The organism is Streptomyces sp. NPDC031554, from assembly GCF_055580685.1.
This window is the reverse complement of sequence record NZ_JBVIKX010000012.1, coordinates 1-23,816: the sequence shown is the minus strand read 5'-3', so window position 1 is coordinate 23,816 and position 23,816 is coordinate 1. Positions and strand designations below refer to the sequence as shown.

General features: G+C 73.7%; 19 protein-coding genes. 8 read left to right on the top strand and 11 right to left on the bottom strand.

Translation table 11 applies throughout. The features are described 5' to 3' along the window. Positions 1 to 6 precede the first annotated feature (6 nt). Genes ACZ5FU_RS27275 through ACZ5FU_RS27265 form a run of 3 tightly spaced genes read right to left on the bottom strand, consistent with a single transcriptional unit; the run spans position 7 to position 5,608 of the window. Entirely contained in the window at positions 7 to 4,344 is a 4,338-nt protein-coding gene (locus ACZ5FU_RS27275) for a non-ribosomal peptide synthetase (protein WP_469047221.1), read from the bottom strand. After that, positions 4,341 to 4,616: an acyl carrier protein gene (locus ACZ5FU_RS27270; protein ID WP_469047219.1), complete on the bottom strand. Its 276-nt coding sequence runs from the start codon at positions 4,614 to 4,616 to the stop codon at positions 4,341 to 4,343. The genes ACZ5FU_RS27275 and ACZ5FU_RS27270 overlap by 4 nt, the downstream gene beginning before the upstream one ends. Further along, on the bottom strand, positions 4,613 to 5,608 hold the full coding sequence (locus ACZ5FU_RS27265) for a ketopantoate reductase family protein (RefSeq protein ID WP_451530485.1): 996 nt from the start codon (positions 5,606 to 5,608) through the stop codon (positions 4,613 to 4,615). Before ACZ5FU_RS27265 ends, ACZ5FU_RS27270 begins: the two co-directional genes overlap by 4 nt. A 697-nt stretch (positions 5,609 to 6,305) precedes the next feature. Here ACZ5FU_RS27265 and ACZ5FU_RS27260 point away from each other — a divergent pair. From ACZ5FU_RS27260 to ACZ5FU_RS27235, 6 genes are all read left to right on the top strand, one after another. Then, on the top strand, positions 6,306 to 6,683 hold the full coding sequence (locus ACZ5FU_RS27260) for an acyl carrier protein (protein ID WP_451530486.1): 378 nt from the start codon (positions 6,306 to 6,308) through the stop codon (positions 6,681 to 6,683). A 70-nt stretch (positions 6,684 to 6,753) separates the two neighbouring features. Next, the gene (locus ACZ5FU_RS27255; RefSeq protein WP_451781005.1) at positions 6,754 to 7,827 is read left to right on the top strand and encodes an SAM-dependent methyltransferase; all 1,074 of its coding nucleotides are present in this window, start codon (positions 6,754 to 6,756) and stop codon (positions 7,825 to 7,827) included. Further along, positions 7,824 to 8,234 carry a cupin domain-containing protein gene (locus tag ACZ5FU_RS27250; protein WP_451530488.1) on the top strand — a complete coding sequence of 137 codons (411 nt, stop codon included), beginning with the start codon at positions 7,824 to 7,826 and terminating at the stop codon, positions 8,232 to 8,234. The genes ACZ5FU_RS27255 and ACZ5FU_RS27250 overlap by 4 nt, the downstream gene beginning before the upstream one ends. Further along, entirely contained in the window at positions 8,231 to 9,292 is a 1,062-nt protein-coding gene (locus tag ACZ5FU_RS27245; RefSeq protein ID WP_469047217.1) for a pyridoxal phosphate-dependent aminotransferase, read from the top strand. The genes ACZ5FU_RS27250 and ACZ5FU_RS27245 overlap by 4 nt, the downstream gene beginning before the upstream one ends. A 59-nt stretch (positions 9,293 to 9,351) precedes the next feature. Next, complete coding sequence (locus ACZ5FU_RS27240; protein ID WP_451530490.1) at positions 9,352 to 10,407, top strand: methyltransferase; 1,056 nt, start codon at positions 9,352 to 9,354, stop codon at positions 10,405 to 10,407. Next, positions 10,404 to 11,291, top strand: coding sequence for a hypothetical protein (locus ACZ5FU_RS27235; protein ID WP_451530491.1), 888 nt, complete (start codon positions 10,404 to 10,406; stop codon positions 11,289 to 11,291). The genes ACZ5FU_RS27240 and ACZ5FU_RS27235 overlap by 4 nt, the downstream gene beginning before the upstream one ends. A gap of 251 nt (positions 11,292 to 11,542) precedes the next feature. Here ACZ5FU_RS27235 and ACZ5FU_RS27230 read toward each other — a convergent pair whose 3' ends face one another. The 7 genes from ACZ5FU_RS27230 to ACZ5FU_RS27200 form a co-directional block, all read right to left on the bottom strand. Next, positions 11,543 to 12,352, bottom strand: coding sequence for a thioesterase II family protein (locus tag ACZ5FU_RS27230; RefSeq protein WP_451530492.1), 810 nt, complete (start codon positions 12,350 to 12,352; stop codon positions 11,543 to 11,545). Beyond that, complete coding sequence (locus ACZ5FU_RS27225; RefSeq protein ID WP_451781010.1) at positions 12,349 to 13,737, bottom strand: class I adenylate-forming enzyme family protein; 1,389 nt, start codon at positions 13,735 to 13,737, stop codon at positions 12,349 to 12,351. Before ACZ5FU_RS27225 ends, ACZ5FU_RS27230 begins: the two co-directional genes overlap by 4 nt. A 146-nt stretch (positions 13,738 to 13,883) precedes the next feature. Then, positions 13,884 to 14,432, bottom strand: coding sequence for a hypothetical protein (locus tag ACZ5FU_RS27220; protein WP_451530494.1), 549 nt, complete (start codon positions 14,430 to 14,432; stop codon positions 13,884 to 13,886). Beyond that, positions 14,429 to 15,583, bottom strand: a complete 1,155-nt coding sequence (locus tag ACZ5FU_RS27215; protein WP_469047215.1) for a beta-ketoacyl-[acyl-carrier-protein] synthase family protein — start codon at positions 15,581 to 15,583, stop codon at positions 14,429 to 14,431. The genes ACZ5FU_RS27220 and ACZ5FU_RS27215 overlap by 4 nt, the downstream gene beginning before the upstream one ends. A gap of 577 nt (positions 15,584 to 16,160) precedes the next feature. Continuing rightward, positions 16,161 to 17,444: a DAK2 domain-containing protein gene (locus ACZ5FU_RS27210; protein WP_469047213.1), complete on the bottom strand. Its 1,284-nt coding sequence runs from the start codon at positions 17,442 to 17,444 to the stop codon at positions 16,161 to 16,163. Positions 17,445 to 17,542: 98 nt separating this feature from the next. Further along, entirely contained in the window at positions 17,543 to 18,304 is a 762-nt protein-coding gene (locus ACZ5FU_RS27205) for a hypothetical protein (protein ID WP_451530497.1), read from the bottom strand. Next, complete coding sequence (locus tag ACZ5FU_RS27200) at positions 18,301 to 20,076, bottom strand: hypothetical protein (RefSeq protein WP_469047211.1); 1,776 nt, start codon at positions 20,074 to 20,076, stop codon at positions 18,301 to 18,303. Before ACZ5FU_RS27200 ends, ACZ5FU_RS27205 begins: the two co-directional genes overlap by 4 nt. Before the next feature lie 428 nt (positions 20,077 to 20,504). Here ACZ5FU_RS27200 and ACZ5FU_RS27195 point away from each other — a divergent pair, with 428 nt between their 5' ends. Together ACZ5FU_RS27195 and ACZ5FU_RS27190 are read left to right on the top strand one after the other, a co-directional pair. Then, positions 20,505 to 20,735, top strand: a complete 231-nt coding sequence (locus ACZ5FU_RS27195) for a hypothetical protein (RefSeq protein WP_451530499.1) — start codon at positions 20,505 to 20,507, stop codon at positions 20,733 to 20,735. 629 nt (positions 20,736 to 21,364) lie between these two features. Further along, on the top strand, positions 21,365 to 22,069 hold the full coding sequence (locus ACZ5FU_RS27190) for a S1 family peptidase (RefSeq protein WP_451781016.1): 705 nt from the start codon (positions 21,365 to 21,367) through the stop codon (positions 22,067 to 22,069). On the opposite strand, the gene hemG is transcribed toward ACZ5FU_RS27190, so the two are convergent. Further along, positions 22,063 to 23,523, bottom strand: coding sequence for a protoporphyrinogen oxidase (gene hemG / locus ACZ5FU_RS27185; RefSeq protein WP_451530501.1), 1,461 nt, complete (start codon positions 23,521 to 23,523; stop codon positions 22,063 to 22,065). The genes ACZ5FU_RS27190 and hemG overlap by 7 nt on opposite strands. Between the last annotated feature and the right edge of the window lie 293 nt (positions 23,524 to 23,816).

The window sequence follows — 23,816 nt, the reverse complement described above, 5'->3', positions numbered from 1 at the left end:
CTTCCTTCACGGACGTGCGCCGGGCGCGGGGTGCGCCCACGACAGGGGGTGACCGGGCAGCCGGAGCCGGCGGACCGCCGTCCCCGGCGGGACCGGGCGGACGTCGACGCCCCGGCACCACAGGGCGGCGAGGACGCCGAGCAGGGCCTCTTCCGACGGCTCGGCGGGCGGGACGTCCACGACGGCCACCTCGCCGAGCCGGTCGCGGACGAGCTGGAGCAGCTTGGCCGGTTCGGCCTCGGCGGTCAGGTGCTGCTCCTGCGGGGTGCCTTCGCCGGGCGGGACGGGGCCGAGCGCGGTCGTCCACAGCAGGCGGGTGCCGCGCAGCGCGGGCGCGACCCGGTCGCCGGGGCCGGCGGCCGCGAGCCGGGCGCCCTCGTCCGGGGTGAGCGCGCCGCTCAGCACGGCCGCCGCGATCCGGCCGGTCCCGGTGCCGTACACCGCGGCCGGGGCGACGCCCCGCGCGGTGATCCGGGCGGCGAGCTCCAGCCGCAGGCGCAGCCGTCCGGCACCGTCCGCCGTGCCGTCGTGCCGCCCGTCGTACCGGTCGTCTCCGGTGTCCTCCGCGTCGGCGCAGGCGAGGACCACGGCCGGCGGTCCGCCCGGGGCGGCGGGCGGCGGGGTGGGGCCGGTGCGCAGGGCCCGGACCGCCTGCGCCGGGTCGTGCGCGACGGCGGCGAACCGGTGTGCGAAGCGCTCACGGCCGGTGTCCAGGGTGTGGGCCACGTCCGCCAGCGACAGGTCCGGGGCGGACTCCAGACGGTCGGCCAGCCGTTCGCGCGCGACGGCGAGCGCGTCGGCCGTGGCGGCGGACAGGACGATGAGGCACGGCCCGGCCGGCGCCGGTGCGCCGGGTTCCGAAGGCGCGCGACCGGCGGCGTTCCGGCCGGAGCCGGACTCGGAGCGGGAGCCGGAGCCGGTTGCCGGGGCGGATCCGGTCACGGCGGACGCGTCCGGTGCGGACACGGAGTCCGGTACCGATGTGGCGTCCGGTGCGGTCCGCGCCGGTGCGGTCCCCGGCTCCGCCGGGCCGCTCGGCCGCCCGTGCGCGGTGGCGATCAGGCGCGCCTGGTCCTGGACCGTGACGTGCCGCAGGAGGTCGATCACGGGCACGTCGGCGCCGGTCGCCAGCCGCAGCTGTTCCTGCAGCCCCACCAGCAGCAGCGAGTGCCCGCCGGCGTCGAAGAAGTTCCGGTCGGGGCCGAACCCGTCGTGCCCCAGCACGGCCCGCCAGGCCGCCCGCACCCCGGCCGTCACCTCGGGGAGCGCGGGAGTGCCGGCCGGTACGGGGCCGGGAGCCGGTGCCGGGCCCGGACCGGAGGGGACGGCCGGGGACGCGGTGGCCGGACCCGCGGGGGCGGCCGGGGGGACGGGGGCGGCCGGACCCGCGGGGGCCGCGGCATCGGAGGGCGCTCCCCGGTCCGCCGCGTCCGCGACGTCCGGCAGACGCCGCCGGTCGATCTTGCCGGTCGGGGTGAGCGGCAGCGCGTCCACCAGCACGAGGTGGGAGGGCACGGCGAAGGCGGGCAGCCGCAGCCGGGCGTGGCGGCCGAGGTCGTCGGCGTCGGTGCCGGGCGCGGCGACCGCGTAGGCGACGATCTCCTTCTCGCCGCGCCGGTTGACGCGGGTCGTGACGAAGACCGACCCGACGGCCGGGTGGGCGTCCAGCACCGCCTCCACCTCGCCGAGCTCGACGCGCTGGCTGCGGATCTTCACCTGGTTGTCGTTGCGGCCGATGAACTCCAGCAGGCCGTCGGCCCGCCGGCGCACCCGGTCCCCGGTGCGGTAGAGGCGGGTCGTGCCGTCGGTGACGAACCGCTCGGCGGTCAGCTCCGGCGCGTTGAGGTAACCGTCGGCCAGCCCCTGGCCGCCGAGCAGGAGTTCACCGGGAACGCCGCGCGGCACCGGGCGCAGCGAGCCCTCCTGCACCACCCGGACCTCGGTGCCGGGCACGGGCCGGCCGATGGGCACGGTCCGGGCGTCCGCCGCGAGGGAGGTGACCGGGAACCAGGTGGAGGTGAAGGAGTTCTCGGTGGGGCCGTAGCTGTGCAGCAGGACCCCCGGCCGGCTCCAGCGCAGCGCGCGGCGCATGTGCGGTACGGAGATCAGCTCGCCGCCGAAGTAGACGTACCGCAGCGACTGGAGCGTGTCGGGGGCGTCCTCGATGATCCGGTTGAGCAGCGGGGTGGTGACGAGCAGGGTGGTCACCCCGCGTTCGCGCACGACCGCGCGCATCTCGCGCGGGCTGAGGACCAGGTGCTTGTCGAGGACGACGAGCTGCGCGCCGTGGGCGAGGGCGCCCCAGATCTCGTAGCTGGCGCCGTCGAAGTTGAGCGGGCAGAGCTGGGCGACGACGTCGGTGGCGTCGAGCGGGATGAAGTCGGGCCGCTCGAAGAGCCGGGCCAGGCCGCGGTGCGGCAGGACGACGCCCTTGGGCCGGCCGGTGGTGCCGGAGGTGTAGAGCACGCACAGGGTCGCGGCCTCCGGCGCGGGACCCGCCCGCCACGTCCCCTCCGGTGCGGGGGGCGTCAGCCCGCGCGCCTGCTCCCGGGCCTCCCCGACCTGTACGGCCGCTCCCTCCGGCAGCGTGACGGCGTGCCCGCAGTCGGGGTCGGTGACGAGGACCGCCGGGCGGGCGTCGTCCACGATCAGCTGGAGCTGGGCCTGCGGGTAGGCGGGGTCGAGCGGCAGGTAGGCGGCGCCCGCCAGCGCGCAGGCCAGCCAGAACACCGGGGTCTCCGCACCGGGGGAGAGCAGCAGGGCGACGGTGTCGCCGGGACCGACGCCCCGACCGTGCAGCCAGCCGGCCAGCTCGCCCGCCCGCTCGGCCAGTTCGCCGTAGGTGAGGGCGTGCTCCCCGTGGCGTACGGCGACGGCGTCGGGACGGGCGGCCGCCTGCCGCAGGACCAGGTCGGGGACCAGGGGCACCGGAGTGGTGGCGGGCGCGCCGCGGACGGCATCCCCGGTCACGCAGGTCTCCCCGGTCTCCCCGGTCTCCCCGGTCACGCAGCTCTCCCCGGACGCGCCGGGGTCGCAGGCGGCGAGCAGGTCGCCGCAGGTGGTGTGCGGCTCCGCGACGGCACGGGCCAGCAGTTCGCGCAGCTCCTCGGCGAACAGGGCGGCGGTGTCGGGGCGGTGGCGGGCGGTGTCGTAGTAGACGCACAGCCGGGTGCCGGCCGCGCTCTCCAGCACGTTGAGGGAGAACTCGTACTTCGTCGTCTCGTCCGGATGGTCGAAGCGGCGCACGGTCGTGTCGCCGGCGCGCCACTCGTCCTCGTACGCCGGGGTGTACATGAACACCGTGCGTTCCGGGCCCGGACCGCCCGCGTGTGCGCCGCGGATCTCGCGCAGCCGCCGCGTCGGCAGGTGCGCGTGCTCCATCGCGTCGAGCATCTGCTCGCGCAGCCGGCGCGTGACGTCCAGGAAGCGGTCCCCGGGCGCGAGGCGGTCGCGGACCGGCAGGGCGCGGCTGAACAGGTCCACCCGGTCGGCGTCCGCGTCGCGGCGGCCCGCGAAGACCATGCCGAAGGTGCCCTCGGACTCGCCGGCCCAGGCGTGCAGCAGCACCGACCACGCGGCCAGCGACACCACGGCGGGGGAGGCGCGTTCGGCGGTGGCCAGGGCCTGGACGCCCGCGGTCACCTCCGCGGGCAGCGCCACCTCCACCCGCCCGGAGGGCCCGGGGAAGCCGTCCTCGGGGACCAGGTCGTGCGGGGGCGCCAGGGGAGCGGGGGCGTCGCGCAGGACCGAGGTCCAGTACGCCTCGGCGTCGGCGTCCGCGGCGGCGCGTTCGGCGGGGTCGGCGTCGGGGACCGCGGACGGGCGCGGGGCGGGGTCCGGGCCGCCCGCCGTCCGGGAGCGGTAGGCGGCCACCAGGTCCTCGGCGAGGATCCGGCTGGACCAGCCGTCCGTGACGATGTGGTGCAGGGTGACGGCGAGCAGCGCGCCACCCTCCCCGGACAGCAGTGCGGCGCGCAGCAGGGGGGCGGTGGCCAGGTCGAAGGGCGCCCGGCCGGCGACCACCGCCCGGGCGAGCGCCGCCTCGCGGTCGTAGCGGCCGGGGAGCCGTTCGGTGAGGAACGCCACCGGCGGGTCGGGTTCCACGGTGCGGCACAGCTCGCCGCCCTCCGTGGTGAAGGCGCTGCGCAGCGCCGGGTGGGCGCGCAGCACGTCGCCGAGCGCGGCCCGCAGCGCCGGTTCGTCGACGGCAGGGGTGAACTCCAGGTCGACGGTGACGTTGTAGCGGTCGGACTCCGGCTCGCGCCGGCAGGCGAGCCAGACGTCCAGCTGCTCGGAGGAGGCGGGCCGGACGCTCTCCCGCGGCCGCCGTCGTGCGTCCGTCACTTCGGGCTCACCAGGTGCTCGCCCGCGGCGGCCCGCAGGGTGCGCACCAGGTCGGCCACCGTGCGCACCGAACGGAAGTGCAGCGGGGTGAACTCGGCGTCCGTGATCCTCACGCCGAACCGTGCCTCGCACTGGGCGCGCAGCTCCACGAAGCCCAGGGAGTCCAGGCCCAGGACGTCCTGGAGGCCGTCGTCGTCCCCGATGCGGTCGGCGGGCACGTCGAGGAACAGGTCCTCGACGAGGATCTCCTTGAGGGTGGCTTCCAGGGTCATGGCGTCTCTTCCTTGCTGTCGGTGGATGGGTGCGGCGCGGTGACCGCCGCCCTCCGCTCCCGGTCCGCGGCCCCGCGCGCGAGCTCGGCGATCGCCGGTACGGGCACCCGGTGGTCCCGGGCCCGGCGCAGCACGGGCTCGGTGAGCGCGGCGAGTTCGGACGGCCGTACGCCGGCGCCGACGTCCCGGTGCAGGGAGGTGTCGGTCCGGCCGGGCAGGGTGTCCAGGGTGTGCAGCAGCTGCCGCACGTCGACGGCGACCGACTCGGCCGCCGCCACGGCGCAGGCCTCCCGGGCGGCCTCGCGCAACAGCGCCGCCGTCCCGGGGTCCCGGCGTACGGCGCCGAGGGGGCCGTCGGCCACGGTGGTGGCCAGGGCCAGCGGCAGCAGCAGGACCAGCTTGTGCCACAGCACGCCGGCCGCGTCCCGCCGCCGCACGCAGCCGATGCCCGCGTCGGTGAGGACCTCGGCGAGGGCGGTGAGCCGGTCTTCGGCCGGGTCCGCCGCCGCGGCGGGCCCGGTGACCGGTCCGGCCCCGGGAGAGCGGGCCGGGACGTCCGGGGCGAGCGAGACCTCCGCGAACAGGGAGTTCCAGGTGACCTCCCCCGGCGCGGTCCGTTCCGCCTCGACGCGGATCGCGCCGACCAGCTGACGGTCCCCGAACCGGGCGCGCAGCACGGCCGGATGGTCGAGCCCGTTGAGCAGCGGGACCACCGAGCCCGGTGCCGCCCCGGGGGCGACGCGTTCCAGTGCCGCCCCCATCGCGGGCGCCTTCACGGTCACCCACAGCACGTCGACGGGTTCCTCCAGCCGGCCCACGGCACGGGCCGCGGCCCGGTGGTCGCCGCGCAGCCGGCTGCGGACGGCGATCAGGCCCGGGTAGCGGGCCAGCGACGCCTCCCGCATGACCAGGACGATCTCGTGGCCGGCGCGGGACAGCGCCGCCCCGACGGCGAGTCCCACTCCGCCGGCGCCCAGAATTGCATGCCTCAACACGCTTCCTTGCCGCATCTCGTGACGGACGCGGGTGCTCCGCGCCGCCGCCCGGCACAGCGGGCGGCGGCGCGGAGCACCGCGAGAAGTAAAGGAAAAGGCCGGTGAAGGCCACTGGTGAGAGAAGGCGCCGCCACGGGTCAGGTGGAAGGCCGTCCCGGAGTTCGTCGGAGTCCGTGGACCATGGAAATCCGAAGGAGTTCAAAACAGGTCGGGCAACCGGTCCGGAGCCCTCGTCGCGGCGTACATCATGCCCCCTGTCACGCCGAATCGCTTCTCCCTCGAAAGCAGCTGCTGAAATACTGCGTTCACAAACGACTCATCGACGGTAGGGGTGCAAACTTTCGGCCGTCAACGTCCTTTTCGGCCATGCGGTTGGCCGATGCATGTGTCATACCCCGGAAGGTGACGGGGTGTCCCGGGACGCCGGCCGCGACCGCACCGGAGGAGTGGCCGACAATCACCCCTTGACCGGCTCGACGGCCGCTGCCTACGCTCCGATATCGGCAATCTGGCCGTCACGGTGATCATTCGCCCCAGGGACCGAACCGGTCGATCCACCGGTTTGTGCGTCCGTTCCTACGGGGGATCAAAAAATTGAAGCTTCACACAGCTGCGCCCTTGGGCGCGGCCCACGCCCGGCTGCGCCGCAGCCGGGCCGCGCACCATGAGCCGCACTGATCCGGGGGAATTCCTCTTGAGCGAAGACGGTGTGAGAACACGTCCGGAAAGGGAATCGGGCGAGCAGTCCGGAAAGGAATACGGGAGGGAAGCCGAAGGGTCGCTCGGAAGACAGCGCGCGGCCGCCGGCACGGCCGCCGCGACCGAACCCCTCCGGCGGATGCAAGACCAGGTGAGAGCGGCGTGGACCGAAGTGCTCGGGCATGACGACTTCGACGACGACACGCCTTTCGTCGAAGCGGGCGGGCATTCGCTGAAGGCCACGCAGGTTCTGATCCTGCTGCGTCGGCAGCTCCGTGTGCGGCTGCCCAACCGGCTGTTCTTCGACCACCCCACGGTCCGCGAACTGGCGGCCGCGGTGGAACGCATCGCCGCCGCTTCCCCGATCTCCTGACCGATCGGCCCGACCGTATGCCGGTCACGGCTGCACGGAGGAATCGACCGAGACGAGAAAGGCATTTCCCGTGACTGCTCCCGCTTCCCGCGACACCTTTCAGACATGGGGTGACGCGGTATTACCGCCCGCCGAATGGAACGGCGACGCGAAGACCCCGATCGACGCCGACACGGCGTTCAACGGATTCATCTCCACCCATGTCGTGCACGCCCTGGAGCAACTCGGGCTGTTCGCCTGGTTCGACGAGTCCGGTGCACTCGACATACCGGAGTACTGCCGCCTGAACGGACTCGAGGAAACCGTTTTCCGTCAACTCCTCACCGCCTCGGAGTCCTTCGGCCACCTCGTGGTGGCAGGCGACCGGGTGACGCCCACCCGGGCCTGGGACGAACTCCGCCGTAAAATCGGTTTCTTCACCTGGGGGGTCGGCGGATATCACGACGTGTTCGCGAAAGCGGCCGCCATCACCCGCGGAGAACGCGTCTTCGGCCACGACGTCCGGCGGGACGAGGGCATGGTGGCGCTCGGTTCGGCCCAGGCGGACCTGGCGATGATGCGCCATCTGCTGGACGAGCAGATCGCCGCACTGGACTTCTCCGTCCTCGCCGATCTCGGCAGCGGCATCAGCGAGCGGGTGTCCCGGCTCGTCAAGTCGCGCCCCGGCACCCGGGGCCTGGGCCTGGACATCAGCGCCTCCGCCACCGAACTGGCAGCCGGCACCGTCGCACGGCACGGACTGACCGACCGCGTCCGGCCGATCTGCGCCGACGTCCTCGACGTCCTCTTCCACGGCCGCCGCATCGAGGGCGCCGACCAGGTCGACGTCGCCATGAGCTTCATGTTCCTGCACGACCTGCTGGTCGACCCCGGCACCCGGATGGACGTGATCCCGGCGCTGCGCAAGGCGTTCCCGCACGCGCACACCTTCCTCCTCGCCGACACCACCGTCCGCCCGCGCGGCGCGGGGGGCGCCCTGCCGGTCTTCTCCAGCGGTTTCGAACTCGCCCACGCCCTGATGGGCGTGCCGATCTACACGCGCGAGGAGTACGAGAACCTCTTCCGCGAGGGCGGCCTGCACCTGCGCCGCACGATCCCCTTCGGCGCCCCGCACACCTACCTGTTCGTGCTGGAGGCCCGATGAGCGGCGAACGACACCCGGAGAACGGCGAACGACGCCCGGGCGACGCCGAGATCGTCGAGGGACTGCCCATCCCCCTCGCCGTGGCCGGCCACCACCGGCCCGCGCCCTTCTACCTCACCGCCGACATGTTCGGCGGCCTGCCCGTGCAGCTGGCCGGCGGCGAACTCAGCGCCCTGGTCGGCAAACCCGTCGCCGAGCCGCACACCCACCCGGTGGACGAGCTGTACCTGCTGGTCTCCCCGAACAAGGGCGGCGCCCGCATCGAGGTGCGCCTCGACGGCGTCCGCCACGAGCTGGTCTCCCCGTGCGTCATGCGGATCCCGGCCGGCAGCGAGCACTGCTTCCTGACCCTGGAGGCCGAGGTCGGCAGTTACTGTTTCGGCGTCCTGCTCGGGGACCGCCTGTGACGCCGGCCGCCGCCCCGGACCGGACCTTCAACACCGGTGTCCCCGGTGCCGACCACCTGATCCGGCTGCACCTCGGTGAGAGCCCGTTCGGAGCCAGCCCGGCGGCCCTGCGCGCGGCCGAGGACGAGCTGCGGCGCGCGAGCGTCTACCCCGATCCCGAACGCCAGGACCTGGTGCGCGCCCTCGCCGGACACTGGGACGTCACCCCCGACCACATCGCCGTGGCCAACGGCAGCGACGAACTGGTCCTGGCCACCGCTCTCGCCCTCGGCGACCGCGACCGGCCCGGACTCGTCACCGACGGCACCTTCCCCGGTTACCGGACCTGCCTGGAGCTGACCGGCCGCGGCTGCACCGCCGTACCGCTGACGGGCACCGCCGTCGACGCCGAGGCGTTCGCCGCGCGGCTGCCCGGCCACGGGATCGGCTACCTGTGCAATCCGCACAACCCCAGCGGCGCGGCCCTCACCGGCGAGGAGCTGACCGCCCTCACCGCCGCCGCGGCCCGCGCCGGGGTGCCGCTGGTGTGCGACGAGGCGTACATGGAGTTCGCCGGGCCCGGCACCCCGCAGACCCGCGGCCTGCTGGACGGGGACGCTCCGGTCGTCACCCTGCGCACCTTCTCCAAGGCGTACGGACTGGCCGCGCTGCGCGTCGGCTACGCCGTCGGCCCGCCCGACCTGATCGGCGCCGTCCGGCGGACGCTGCGCGCCCTGCCGTTCAGTGTCAACCGGCTCGCGCAGGCCGCCGCGCTCGCCGCCCTGGGCGACCCGGACTTCCTCGGGGAGGTGCGCCGCTCCACCGACGACCGGCGCCGCTGGTTCATCGGCGAACTGGACCGCAGGGGCCGCGGACACCTGCCGTCCGTGACCAACTTCGTCGCCGTCGCGGCCGCTGACTGCGCCCTCGCCCAGGACCGGCTCGCCGCGGATTTCGGCATTCTCGTTCGCAATGCGGGACTGTTCGGATTCCCCGGATACCTGCGTACGTCGCTCGGTGCACGGGAACACCTCGTGCGTTTCCTCGACGCGCTCGACGAGATAGAGAAGAACCCCTGAAGCGCCACCGGAAAAGTCCGGAGGACGACCCTGAACGCGAATGAGAAGGAGCTGTCCGCGTGTTCCGTCAAGACCCGTTGAACACGATCCTCGCCCTGGGCTCCGGGTTCACCCCCATCGCCGTCCGGGTGACCGCCACGCTCCGGCTGCCCGACCTGGTCGAGGAGGGGCACCGGACCGCGGCCGCCCTGGCCGCCGAGACCGGCACCGACGAGCAGTCCCTCGGTCGCGTCCTGCACTACGTGAGCCTGCTCGGCCTGTTCACCGAGACCACCACGCCCGACGGCACCGCCAAGGCGTACGGGCTGACCGAGGTGGGCCGGGTCCTGCTCTCCTCGCACCCGGGCAACCTGCGGCGCTGGCTGGACCTCGACGACCCCAGCCGCCCGATGGAGGCCCGCTTCGAACCGGCCATGAGCCGGCTGCCGGACGCCGTGCGCACCGGGCGGCCGGTCTACGAGCAGGCCCACGGGCGGCCGTTCTGGGACGACCTGGCGGCCCACCCCGACATCGAGAAGTCCTTCAACGCGGGCATCGCCCGGATCGCCGCCCGGCTCGTCCCGGAACTGGCCCGCATCTACGACTGGGGGTCGGTCGGCCGTGTCGTGGACGTCGGCGGCGGCAACGGCTCCCTGCTGCTGAAGCTGCTCACCGAGCACCCCGCCCTGCGCGGCACCCTGCTGGAACTGGACAGCGTGGTGGAGGAGGCCAAGGAGACGACCGCCCCGGTCGGCGACCGCTGCGACCTCGTCACGGGCAGCTTCTTCGACCCGATGCCCGCCGGCGGGGACGTCTACCTGATCGCCAACACCCTCCACAACTGGAGCGACCACGACGCGGGCCGCATCCTCGGCCGCTGCGCCGAGGCCCTCGCCCCCGGCGGCCGGGTCGTGGTGGTGGAACGGCTCCTCGACAGCGGCAAGGACCCCGTCATGGCGAGCTACGCCGACCTGCTGATGCTGGTCCTGCTCGGCGGCCGCGAACGCAGCATGGCCGACCTGCGCGACCTCGGCGCGGGCGTCGGCCTGGCCCTCACCGACTCGAAGAGGTTCGAGCTGCCCGGCCACTGGCTGGTCGAGTTCACCAAGCAGGAGACCGCGGAGGAGACCAGGTGAAGCGCTCGCTGAATCCGGACGAACCCAACGCCCTGCTGTCGTACGACTTCGACCGGGGCAGCAACTACGAGAACGTCCTCCACCTCACCGACGCCCTCGGCGCGCTGGTCCCGGAGAGCGAGACCGACCACCCCGACCAGCGGTTCTTCCAGGTCACGCACCTGATCACCGAGTACGCCTGGGTGCAGGTCCACTACGAGCTGCGCCGGGCGATCGGCCACCTCGACCACGACCGGTTCGCGCCGGCGGTGCGCCTGTTCGACCGGGCCACCGGCCTCAGCGAGGTGACCGTGCAGGCGGTGCGGCTGCTCACCGACCACCTGCCCCAGCACAGCCTGCTCATGATGCGCAACGCGCTGCCCGAGGACGCCACCGGCCTCGACTCGCCCGGCTACCGCAACCTGCGGCGCGTGGCCCGCCCGGTGTGGAAGGCGTACGAGCAGGCCGTCGCACGCGCCGGCCTGTCCCTCCAGGACGTGATCGCCCAGCAGGACGACGGCTACGACGGCCCGCGCACGGCCGCCTCCCAGTCCCTGGCCCTCGTCCGGGAGGCGATGCTCCGCTTCGACGCCGGTGTCCTCGGCTGGAAGCAGCACCACCTGATCATGGTGTGGTCGCAGCTGGGCGGTCAGCCGGGCCTGCGCAAGGAGACCGCCGCGCAGGCCGGGACCGCGCCGGACGGGGAGGCCGCCGGCCCGGCGGAGCTCCCGCAGAGCCTGGGCGGCCGGTCCCTGGCCACACTGGAGGCCCGCTCGCAGCTGGCGCTGTTCCCGGAGCTGTGGCGCGCCGCGGAAGAGGCGTACTGGCTGCTGGGCACCCGCCACGACACCGACGCACCGGTCCGCGGCAGCGGGAGCGGCGGGGGCTGCCCGGTCCAGCACTGACCTGCCCGCGAACCGGTGGAGCGGGGCGCCCGGCCCGGTGCCGGCGCCCCGCTCCCGCCGTTGCCCCGGCCGGCTGCCCGGCCCTCGGCTCCTCGCTTCCCCGGCTGTCGGCCACCGGTCCGGAAGGGTTCCTCCGCGGGGCGGCTGCCGCGGTCCCGGTCCGCGCGCCCCGGTCCGGCGGCCCGCCCGGCGGTCGGCGGGGCGGTCCGGCGTCGCCGCGTCCCACCGACCGACGGGCCCGCCACCCCCGGTCAGCGCCCGGACGCCTGCCGGGGCCCGGACGCGGGACCGGGGCGCCGCCCCGGCGTCGGCTCCCGCGCCTCTTCCCGTCTCCCGTCCCGCCCCGGCGTCCCCTCGGCCTCCGCCAGTTCCACCAGCCGCCGCGCCACCTCCGGGAACCGTTCGTGGGGGAAGAAGTGGCCGCCGGCGAAGGCCTCCGTCCGGTGGGCGGCACGGGTGTACGGGCGCCACCCGGCCGCCGTCCCGGGCGGCGTGTCGGGGTCGTCGGTGCCGTACCAGGTGAGGAGGTCGCAGGTCAGCGGCCGCGGTCGGGGGCCGGGGCGGTGGCCCGCGAGGAGTGCCAGGTCACCGCGGATCACCGGCACGAACTGGTGCCGCATCGGTGAGGTGCGCACCTCCCGGGGGATCCGGCCGTGGGCGGCGAGCGCGTCCAGCAGGGCGTCGTCGCCGAGGCCGAGCAGCGGGCCGTAGGCGGAGTCCTCGAGGAGGTGCGGGGGCCGGACCGCGGCGACCACCACGAACGCGGGGGCCGGCCGGCCCAGCCGGGCCAGGGCCAGCGCCGTCTCGTGGGCGAGGAGGCCGCCCATGCTGTGCCCGAACAGCGCGTAGCGGCCACCCGGGTCGACGCGTGCGGCCAGGTCGGCGGCGGCCTCGCGCAGGGTGGCCGCACGGGGCTCCCGGGAGCGCAGGCCCTTGCCCGCGATCTCCAGGGGGCGCACCACCACCGCCGGCGGCAGCTCGCGCCGCCAGCGCACGAAGCTGCGCGCGGAACCGCCCGCGTGCGGCACGCAGTACAGGGTCAGGGGCCCCGGCGCGCTCACTTGTGGTGCTCGCCCGCGGCCAGCGGCCGGATCCGCACGGTCAGCGGCAGCTCGTTGCGGGTGAGCAGGGAACGCAGGTGGCGCCGCAGCTCCGCCTCCGAGGGCGGCACCGCGGAGTCGACGTAGACGTCGAGCGTGAGCGCGGTGGAGTCGTCGTCCACGCCGGTGATCCGGGTCGCGGCGCGCACCACGCCGGGCAGCGACTCGGCCGCCCGGCGCACGGTCGCCGTGGAGACCTTCTCGCCGCGCACCGTCGCGAAGTCCGAGGAGCGGCCGGTGACGTGGACGTACCCGTCGTCGTCCACGTGCCCGATGTCGCCGGTGGCCAGCAGTCCGGGCTCGATCAGGTCGCCCCGCTTGGACGGCGCGGCCTCGCCGACCCGGCACCGGTAGACGGTGTCGGAACGCACGAGCAGTTCCCGCTCTCCGGTGCCGGTGGGCCGGGTGAGCACCTCGACGCCCTCCAGCGGCAGGCCCACCGAACCGTGCCGGTGCGGCGGCTCGCGGTGCGCGGCCAGGGTCGACACCCGCGGCCCGGCCTCGGTCAGCCCGTAGGTGACGAAGAGCGCCAGTCCGGGGTTGAGCTTCAGCACCCGCGAGACGTACGACGGGTCGAGTGCCTGTCCGCCGACGGTCAGGGTGCGCAGCGCGCCGGGGAGTTCGCCGCCGGCGGTGACCACGGACTTCACCAGGCTCGGGGTCAGGGAGGAGAGGGTGACGCCCCGGCCGGCGACGGTGTCGAGATAGCCCGCGACCGAGAACGGCGGGCCGGCCATCACCAGGCGCGAGCCGTGCACGAGACCGCCGAGGACCTGGGCCACCAGGGCGAAGGAGTAGTAGACGGGCAGGCTCACCAGCACGGTGTCGGCGGCCTGCTGGCCGACGGACCCGCCGTGGCGGCGGGCGTTGCGCAGCAGCGCGTCCATGGAGTGCAGGCAGCCGGTGGCCATGCCCGAGGTGCCGGAACTCATCAGCACGACCTGGCCGGGTCCGTGGCCGCGGTACGGCCAGTCGGTGAACAGGCCCAGGTCGGCGCCGCCGGTACGGGTGACGCCGGTGACGCCCTCGGCGCGGATCGCGGCCCGCACCAGCGCGCAGGCGCCCAGCTCCCGGGCCACTTCACGGACCCGGCCGACCGGGGTGGACGGGGAGAGCAGGACGGGGGTGTGCCCGGCCAGGGAGACGGCGAAGAAGAAGCGCAGCGCGCGGACGCCGTTGGGCAGGGCGATGACGACGACCGCTCCCGGCGGGGCGGGCAGCGCCGCGAACCGCTCCACGAGGGCGGGCAGCGGGCCGGGGCCGGTGTCGGCGGAGCCGGAGGCCTCCTCGGTCCGGGCGAGGAAGTCGCCGACGGCGGCCGGGTCGAGCGGGCTCGCGGCCGGCACGGGCGGGCTCGCTGACGGGCCGAGGGGGCTCGTGAACGTGTCTAGGGGGCTCGTGAACGTGCCGAGCCGGCCGCCCGGCGTGCCGGGCGGGGGGTCGGGAAGCGGGGGAGTGGGGGCGGGGTGCCGGTCGGTCGGGTTCTGCGCGGTCATGTTCTCCGGGGCCTCCGCGTGGGCGCCGGCCCACTGACGACCAGGCACTCCGCCTGGTGCTTGCCTTCGTCGGTCGTGGTGTGCGTGACGACCAGGACGTGCGCGGCGCTGGGTGGGGCGCCGAGCAGCCAGTCGCCGCACAGGGCTCTGGTGAGCGGCGCGGCCGGCGCCGGGGGCATGGGCAGCATCGACACCGGCCCGTGGAAGCCGAACACCGCGCACAGGACGCCGACCGGGGAGCCAGGCCCGGCGCCCGCGAACCGCATGGGGGACATCCGGCCGCTCGGCACGGCCGCCGCCAGAGCCCGCAGGGTGCGGGCCGTGGCGCCCTCGGCCACGGCGACCACCCCGACGTCCTCGGTACGGTCCGGGGCGGCGGCAGCGCAGTCCTCCAGCGCGGCCGCCACGACCTCGGCCATCAGCCAGGCCACGGGATCGGCGTACAGGCCGGACAGTCTGCGGCGCGCGGTGGCCGGGTCGTCGGTCTCGACGCGGGCCGCTCCGGCGACCGTGGCTCCCGCGGGGCACCACAGGTCCCCGTTCACGCGACCGCTCCGTCCGCGCCCGCCACGAGCAGGCAGGTGTTGAAGCCGCCGAAGCCGAGCGTGAGGCTGACGCCGAGGGAACCGGTGAACTCCCGGGCGCGGCCGGTGGCCAGGGGCAGGGACAGCTCCGGCATGACCGAGCGGGTGCCCGGTACCGGAGGCGCGGTGCGGTGCCGCAGGGCGAGGACCAGGGCGATGGCCTCCAGCGCGCCGGTGGCGCCCAGCGTGTGGCCGAGGGCGGGCTTGGTGGCGAAGACGAGCGTGTGGGAGCCGGTGCCGAACACCGTGCGGTAGCAGGACGCCTCGGCCTTGTCGTTGGCCCGGGTGCCGGTGCCGTGGGCGTTGATCACCGCGATGTCGCCGGGCTCGGCCCCGGCCCTGGCCAGGGCGCGGCGCACCGCGAGGACCGCGCCGGCACCGCTCTCGTCGGGGGCGGTGGGGCCGGTGCCGTCGTTGGAGGCGCCCCAGCCGCGCAGTTCGCCCAGGACGCGGGCGCCGCGTGCGGCCGCCGCGGCCCGGGTCTCCAGCAGCAGGAAACCGGCGCCCTCGCCGAAGAGGGTGCCGTCGCGGTCGGTGTCGAAGGGGCGGACGGTGCCGGAGGGGGACAGGGTGCCGAGCGCCCGGTGGCCCAGCAGCTTGCCCTCGGTGAGCAGGTCGATCCCGCCGCACAGACAGCGCTCGGCCTCGCCCCGGGTGAGCAGGGCGGCACCGGCGACCAGGGCGTCGGCCCCGGACGAGCAGGCGGTGCTCACCGACGCCGAGCGGGCGATGCCGAGCCGGTCGGCGACGGCGGCGGTGAGGGTGTGCGGCGGGACACCGGCGGCGTCGTCGAGGTGCGGGCCGAGGCTGCTGCCGAGGACGAGGGTGCCGACGTCGTCGGCGGCGCAGCCGGCGTCGCGCAGGGCGGCGGAGGCGGTGGCCACCGCGAGGGAGACCTGGCGCTCGGACGGGGGCCGGTCCGCGGTGCCGTCGGCCGGCAGGGCCGCGGCGACTACGGGCGCGCCGCCGTCGCCCGGGAACTCCCGGACACCGGTACGGCCGCTCGTCAGCTGTTGCCAGACCTGGTCGAGACCGTCTCCGAGGGCGGTGGTCCAGCCCATTCCGGTGATGCAGACGGCGCGACCGCGGTCGGCTTCGGGCAGGTCCCCCAATTAATCCCCCAGGTGCTCCGAGAAATGCTCCGAGCGATGCGCGCGACACCTTCTATTTGCTAATCGGAATTCCATTTGCATTTAGTAAGCACATATTAACGAAGGAGTTCTGGGGTGGCAAGGGACGCCCCCTCGTGATGGTGCCCCGCCGGCCCGTCCCGCGCCTGCCCGCCGGCCTCGGCCCGCGTGCCGCCCGTCACACGAAGCGCCGCCGGCCGCCGGCCATGGCCCTGGGTCCGTAACGGGCGCCCGGTAGCAGTGCGTCGTCGAAGGAGAGGGGGCGGCCTCTCGCCGGAGGCGTGACGGCGGTGTCAGGACTCCGCGGTGTCAGGACGCTTCGGATGCGAGGGCCCGCAGGGGGAGAGGGCGATCCGGCACCGCGGAAGGCCGGCGTCCACGATCCTCACGGTGAAGGGTTCTCCTGCTCCGGTCACGCCCTCGGGCCCCCATGTCCTCCGGCCGGCCCCAGGCCGAAGCGGGCGACGCCGGCGATCCCCGGCTCACGTACCGCCAGGCGGTCGACACCGCTGTCCTCGGTCGACGCGGCGATCGCCCGCAAGCAGGCCGCCTCGGCCGGTCAGCGGTCGCACCGGAGCCGTTCGGCCACCGCGCGGACGTTCTCCAGCAGGCCGGCGGCGGGCCGCAGCGCCCGCAGTGCTTCTGCCGTACGGCTGTCGGCCGGGCCGCGCAGGAGCGGCAACGGCAGCGAGGGGTGCCGTCTGCGCGCGGCCGTGACCGTCGTGGCCGATGCCTGCGGGTTCCCCTCCGTGCAGTCGATGACGAGGAGGCAGGTGCTCGAGGCCGCCGCGGACCGGATCGCATCGGGCAGCTCACCGCCTGTGCAGCGGTCCGTCTCCGCCGGAAGGTACGGCGCCTCCGGGGACCCGGTGACCACCAGAGCCGCGCAGTGGGGTTCGCGTTCCCGGCGCTGACCGGGGATCCAGGAGGGAGCGACGGGCGAGCTGGAGCTGCGGAGGACCTCCACCCGGGACGGCAGGGCGTCCGGGGGCAGTTCAGGCGTCGGGGAGTGCAGGTGGACGCTGTGCACCTGGGGACTTCCCGGCTCGGACACGACCACGACGCTGGACAGGGCCGGATGGTCGTCCAGTGCGCTGCGCAAGGCGGGGAGCGTCGAGTCGGGGGTCCGCAGGGTGAGCTGCAGTTCGTACTCGGGCGGCTGACGCGGCACGCCCGTCGGGGACGAGGGAGCCTCGTGGTGGGGACGAGCCACGTGCGGACATGCCGGCGCCGGCGCCAGGGCGGCCGCGAGGGCGTGCAGGACCAGTTGCGCACCGTAGGCCCCGGCGTCCACCGGTGTGCCGTCCGGACCCGGAGCCGGTGAGCCGGCGAGCAGGTGCCGCATCGGCCCGCCCAGCGCGGCGGGAGTGAACCCGCCCGGCGCGCGGGACAGTTCGGCCGTCGTGGAGAAGACGGTGAGCATCGTCCCGGCCGCGGGCCGGCTCACCGCCTGCACCGCTGCCTCCGCCCCGGCCCGTAGGGCGTGGGAGAGGGCGGGAGCCGTGCGAGTCATGGGAGTGGTGGGAGTCGTGGGGCCGTGTGGATCGGTGAGGGAGCCGGCGAAGCCCAGGAGCCACGCCCGCATGATGTACGCGCTGTTGCCCACCACGCCGGTATTGCCCACGACCGCCTGTCTGACGGCCGCTCGCGCGGACATGTGGCCGGGGAGCGCCGCCAACGAGGAGGCGAAGCCCTCCCAGAACAGGGCGAGGTTGTCCCCCGTGTCCCGGTCCGGGGTGGGGAAGGCGTTGTGGGCGTTGAGGTAGTCCTGTTCGCGGCGCAGGGCGTCGAGGGCCAGCCATCCCCACATGCGCACACCGGCGAGGGTGATCCGTCCGTCCATGCCCGCCTCTCACCACCGTATGGGTGACGGAGAGTATCAACGGGATGAAGGAGAGGTGACGGCGTGGAGGAAAACGGTGTGATCCTCGAAATCCGTGATCACTCCCGGTCGCGATGGCCGAGAGGACGGTCGTCATTGGGCAGGTGCTGTCCGAAGTACTCCCTCAGGAGCGGCCGGATCCTCGGCATGTACGGCCTGCGGCTGCCACCCTGCGGAGGAAGAGAGAAGGCGTCGATCACCGACCTGACGATCGAGTCGACCTTCCGGCGGGCGGGCTTGGCGCCCGGCTGCTGGGGTCTGCCCAGTACGGCGTTGCGTTCCGGCTCGGACGCGGCGGCCAGGAGGGCGGCCACCTGGTTGAGATTCCTGTCCTCGCGGCGGGACCGCTGACGGGCCGACCGGTACCTCTCGGGAGCCCGCACCGCCGCCACGAAGAGCTCCTGGTCGAAGATCTGGTCGCGGCGGAACAGGTAGTCGGCCCCCGCTCCCGCGAACTGGCGTGCCAGGTAGGGCGTCGACGCGGCGTACGTGCTCGTCACGATCACGGAGATCCCCGGATGGTGCTTCTTGGCCTCCAGGACGACGTCGCGGCCACGGAACCGGTCGTGCAGGTTTCCCGGCACACCGTGCTTGGCCGCGTCCTCGGCCCGGCGCTCGTCACCGCGGATGTCGAACGCGTCCACGATCGCCCGGTCGTACTCCCGCCAGCGCGGCCCCAGCGCGAGGGCCTCCTCGAAGCCCATGGCGTCACAGCGCTCGACGGGCGAGGAGAACTCGGCGTCCGCCGCCTCGCTGTCCAGTAACCATCTCCGGAGGCTGAACTGGTTCATGGGCAGGTCGTCGACGATCAGGTACTTCACGGTGTCCCTTTCCGAGCGGTGAGCTCCGGTGTGGAGGGAGCGGGGCCGACCGGGTCGGACGCTCGATCGCGGCCTGCCGGCGTACGGCGCCGCGAACGCGCACCGCGCAGCACCGCCGCGGCCTGCTCGTGCATGCTGCGCAGTTCCGCGAGCCTCAGCCGGTGGATCTCGAGGTCGTCGTGCACGTCGGGTACCGGTGCCTCCTCCGCCTGCCGGAGAAGGCCGTGGGCGAAGGAGTGCAGGAACTCCGCGTGAGCGTGCGCGTCGTCCCACCCGCCGCGCCAGGCGTCGTTCACCGCGGTTTCCGTGATCTTCTGCTGCTCCGAGACGACACGTGAGCTCAGCTTCCGCAACGCACTGCCGAGCAGCGCGCCCCCCACCGCGGCCAGCGTCGACCACACCAGCTCGGCGGCGAAGCCGCTCCGGTCGCCGGGCCGGCGCGACCCGGCGCACCACGTGGCGCCCATCTGCACCGCCGTTCCGGCTATGACACAGGCCCGGCCCGCCCGGCTCATCTCCCGGTACTGGGAACCGAGGAGGTACATGTTGCCGCACAGCACGTGGAGTCCGGGGAAGAACGAGGTACCGCCGGGCACGTACGTCTCGCGCCGCATGGTCCTGCCGCCCGCCACCGCAAGCCACACGGACCCGGGCCAGACGAGGAGACACAGGTCGGAGCTGTGCCGCAGCGGCCGGTAGCGCTGCCGGACGCCGGCGATCGCGGCACCCGCGGCCAGTGCCGACAGCCCCGGCGCCATGGCGCGAAAGGGGACGTGCGCGTGGGCGGGGGAAGCGATGCTCGCGCTCCAGCCCACCTCCGCCAGCAGGCCCGCGGTCACCAGGTCCAGCCGCCACGGCCTGCGACGCGGTGCCAGGGTGACGGTGAAACGCCTCCCGCCGTCGGCCTCCGCGCCACCGGTGGCGATCAGCAACCCGACCGCGTGGCCGGAGCCCTGGCGCTGCACGTTCTCCACACGGACCGTGGTGTCACCCGTCACGTCGTGCCGGTCCAGCACCGCGACCAGGTCCTGCACCTGGTGCTCGTCGAGGAGCAGCCCGCCCAGCCGCGTCCCGGGCTCGTGCGCGGGGGAGTCACCGACGAGGAAGACCCTGCGCCGGATGTCGGGCTCCTCACCGCGCTGCATCTCGTACTGCCGGAGGACGACCGACAACTGCGCCGGCAGCGGCCCCCGTTCCGCCAGCGAACTCGCCGTCGGGCCCCGTGAGCTGAGGTCCTGACGCCGGTCCTCGGCGGCCAGGAGCTCCTGCCTCACCTTGTCGGGGTGGACGACGGCGGTGAGTTCCCGCAGCTCGTTCACCAGCAGGTCGAGCGCCTCCCGGCCGCCGTCCGCGGCATGCTGCATGCGCCCGAAGAACCGGCTGCCCGCGCATGCCGCCCGACGACGTACCCTCTCCTTGCGGATCAGCCCGAACTTCGCCCACTGCTCGCGTCCGCGCAGAGCGGCCCCCAGCGCCATCGCCGCCGCCGGATAGGTGAGCACATCGGCCACGGAGACCGTGCCGCCCTTGGCGCGCCGGGTGAGGCAGGCCGCCGTGATCGGCAGCAGGAGCGACAACGCACCGACCGTCGGACCCCGGACGTACATCCGCTCCACCGCTGAACCCACCGCCGGCAGCAGTGCCGCGGCGATACCGGGATCCTCCGGCCGGTCCCCGTACACCGCCACGGCCGCGGCCGCCTCGACGGTGTCCATCACCAGATGGCACACGTCCGTCAGGTTGCCGGGCAGGGGAGAGCGCGCGAGCAGCATTCCCTGGGCCGACGCCGTCACGGAGAGCGCTGCGGCGAGCCGCCTTCCGCGACGGCTCCGCAGAGGACCGTCAGGATGCAGAACCGACCAGCTCAGTACCGCGCCACGCACCAGAAGGTGTACATGGGGACGCAAACGAGCGATCTCGGGGCTCGGTACCCAGGAACCCAGCAGTTCCGGAACGTCATGAGACATGCCTCTCCAACGCATCACGCGACCAGTCTCCGGACTTCCCCGTACAAATTCCCCCTTGCTTATGTACGGAGTCGTATTGAGCGGGAGCGCGCCTCGGCCGATCGATCGCGTACAAATCCGGGACGGACTTTGTCCGGTTCGTGGTGTCAGAGTTCTGCCGTCGGGTCGCTTGCGGCACTTCGCCCGCTCACGACCCGCCCGAACACCCCTCCACAACCGAAGGACTCGGCCTCATGCTCAGCCTCTTCGCCTCCGGCGTCCACCTCTCCGCTGCGGCTCTCGCGCCCACCACCGTGCTCGGCTTCGCGTTCATCGGACTCGTGGCTCTTCTCGCCGGAGTGACCGCCGCCGTCCTCTCCTGGCAGGCGGGCGCCCACTGGGCCAACGCCGTGCTCCGCGGGGCGGCCGCCTTCGGGGGCACCGTCACTCTGGAGATCCTGCTGATCAAGGCGCTCGGCTTCTGACGCCGCCACACGGCGCTCGGCTTCCGCCACCGTCTCCGCACAAGGGGCCCCGCCGGCATTCCGGTGGGGCCCCTTGACGTTCCGCGCACCCGCGGACGAGCCGTGTACGGACGTCACTTGACGACCTGCCAGTTGCCGGAGCACCGGTGGTTCCTCGGTCTGACCATCAGCCGTTGTGCGACCGCGTCGGGGTCGGCCGAGGGGTACGGCGAGCCGTTCCACAAGAAGCTCACCGCCTCCGTGGCGGCAACCGACAGTGCGGCCAGCGCAAGTCCTGCGACCGCGTACAGGACGGGTCTCCTGGAGGCTCGGGCTCTGCGAAGAGGGGTCTTGGACACGCATGCGACGGTGGACGTCGGCAGCACGCGGTGCATGAGTAGCAGTACCCACGTCGACCGCCCCGGGATCCGGGAGTCGGACGGACGCGCAGAAGGATGCGGAACGGCGGAGCGCGGACCCGGAGCGACGTCAGGTTTCGCCGGATCCGCCGGAACGATTTCCCACCGTCGGCGAGGACGGCCGGCAACCCCGGCCGCGTGCCCTGTGGTTGGCGGCTTTCGGCCTGACCATCCGGGCCCGGGAGACACATGATGGCAGGTCCCACACCGCAGGAGGCCGCCGTGAGTCCCATGCGTTCCCAGAGACCCCTTCGAACCGTCGCCCGGTCCGTCGTCGTGCTGGCGCTGCTCTTCGGCTGGTCCGCCGCCGTCGGACCGGCCGCCCGTGCCGACGAGCGGACAGGGCGACAGGCGGCCGTCGTGGTGCGCGGGGGCGACACCCTCTACAGCACCGGCACCCGCTGCACCGTGGGTTTCCACGCCCGTTCCGGCTCCACGCCGTACGCACTCGTTTCGGGCCGGTGCGCCCAGGCCGCCCGCACCTGGTACGCCGACGCGGCCCTGACCGTCGTCGTCGGCGTCACGGCAGGGGTGAGTTTTCCGGGCGACGACTACGCGAGCGTCCGGTACACCAATACGGCGGTCGCCTACCCGGGCGAGGTCTCGCTGGGCGCCGGCGCCGGTATCCGCGACATCACCGCCGCGGCGACTCCCGTCGTCGGACAGCCGGTCTGCCACGTCGGACGGACCACCGGACACCGCTGCGGGACCGTCCAGTCCGTGAACGTCACCGTCAACCACGGCGGGGGAACCGTGTACGGGCTGTTCCGGTCAAACGTCTGCTCCGAGCCCGGAGATGTCGGCGGTCCGGCTTTCTCGGGCGGTACGGCTCTCGGCATCATCGTCGGCAGCAGTGGTAACTGCGGCTCAGGCGGCTTCACTTACTACCAGCCGGTGGTCGAGTGGTTGTGGGTGTACGGTTTGGGTGTTTATTGAGGGGTGTGGGTGGGGGGGAGTTGGTTGAGGATGTGTTGGGTGGCTTTGAGGGCGCTGGTGATGCATTGGCCGATGCCGATGCCGTGGTAGGTGGCTCCGCAGGTGGTGATGCGGGGGTGTTGGTGGAGGGTGGTGTGGATGTGTTGGGTGCGGTGGTGGTGGCCGGGGGTGTATTGGGGGATGGTGGTGGGCCAGCGGGTGATGTGGGTGGCGATGGGGGGTGTGGTGAGGTGGGTGGCTTGGGTGAGTTCGTGGGTGGTGAGGGTGGTGAGTTCTTGGTCGGTGTGGGTGAGGAGGTTGGGGTGGGTGGGGGTGGGGGTGGCTTGGCAGCGGATGATGTCGGGGCCGCCTTTGAGGTGGGGCCATTTGTGGGTGGTGAAGGTGACGACTTGGAGGGTGTGGCCGTCGGTGGTGGGGATGCGGTAGCCGCTGTGGCCGTGGGTGTGTTGGGGGGTGAGGGTGCCGGGGGGGTAGGCGAGGGTGATGATGAGGGAGTCGTTGTGGGGGATGTCGGCGAGGGCGGTGCGGGCGGTGGTGGTGTGGGGGAGGGTGGTGATGAGGCGGCGGGTCTGGTCGGCGGGGACGGCGAGGATGACGGCGTCGGCGTCGAGGTGTTGGGGGTGGGTGGGGGTGCCGGTGGTGATGCGCCAGCCGTGGGTGTGGCGGGTGAGGGTGTGGGCGGGGGTGTTGGTGTGGATGGTGGCGTGGGGTGAGGTGGTGAGGATGTGGTTGGCGAGGGTGTGGGGGAGGGAGCCGAGGCCGGTGGTGAGGGTGGAGATGCCGGTGGTGGGTTGTTGGTTGGTGGGTGGGGGTGGGGGGAGGAGGGTGTTGGCGGCTGTGGTGAGGGAGGTGTGGCGGCGGGCGGCTGTGGCGAGGGGGGTGAGGGTGGCGTCGAAGGAGAGGTTGTCGGCGGTGCCGAAGTAGGCGTCGGAGAGGAAGGGGTCGACGAGGCGGTCGACGATTTCGCGGCCGAGGCGGGTGCTGATGTAGTCGGCGACGGTGGTGTCGGTGTCGTGGGGGGTGGGGGGGAGGGTGAGGTCTTGGCGGGCGCGGGTGATGGCGGTGTCGGAGACGATGCCGGTTTTGGCGAGTTCGTCGAGGTCGCAGGGGATGCCCATGAATTGGCGGTGGGGTTGGGGGCGGATCTGGCCGCGGGTGTAGATGGCCATGGATTTGGTGGCGGCGGCCACGATGTGGTCGGTGAGGCCGGCTTCTTGGAGGAGGCGGGCGGTTTTGGGGCGGCGGGCGTAGGTGGATTCGGCGCCGTCGTCGATGGGGATGCCGGCGAGTTCTGCGGTGGAGAGTTGTCCGCCGAGGCGGGAGGAGGCCTCGAGGACGGTGATGCGTACGGGGGCGTTGCGCAGGAAGAAGGCGGCTGCCAGGCCGGAGATGCCGCCGCCGATGATGACCACGTGGGGGGGTGTGGTGGTGTGGGCTGTGGTGTTGTCCGCCATGCGGGCCTGCTCCTTCGTGGGATACGGCTGTCGCCCACAGTGTCGGAGGGGTGCCGATAGTTTTGGTCGAGCCGGGGTGGACCGGGTGGGGCAGGCCCGGGGTGGGGTCCTGGGCAGGGTTCTGGGCGGGGTGGTGCGGGTGTGCGGTCTGGCCGGTCAGGAGGGGTGGCCTCGTTGCGGGGCCGGGGACGGGTGACTGGGGGGGTGCCTCTATGTCTTTCGTCAAGCGAGTCGGGGGCTTCTCGGCTGGTAGAAGGTTCCGTCGCGGAGCATGGCGAACAGGACGCTGATGC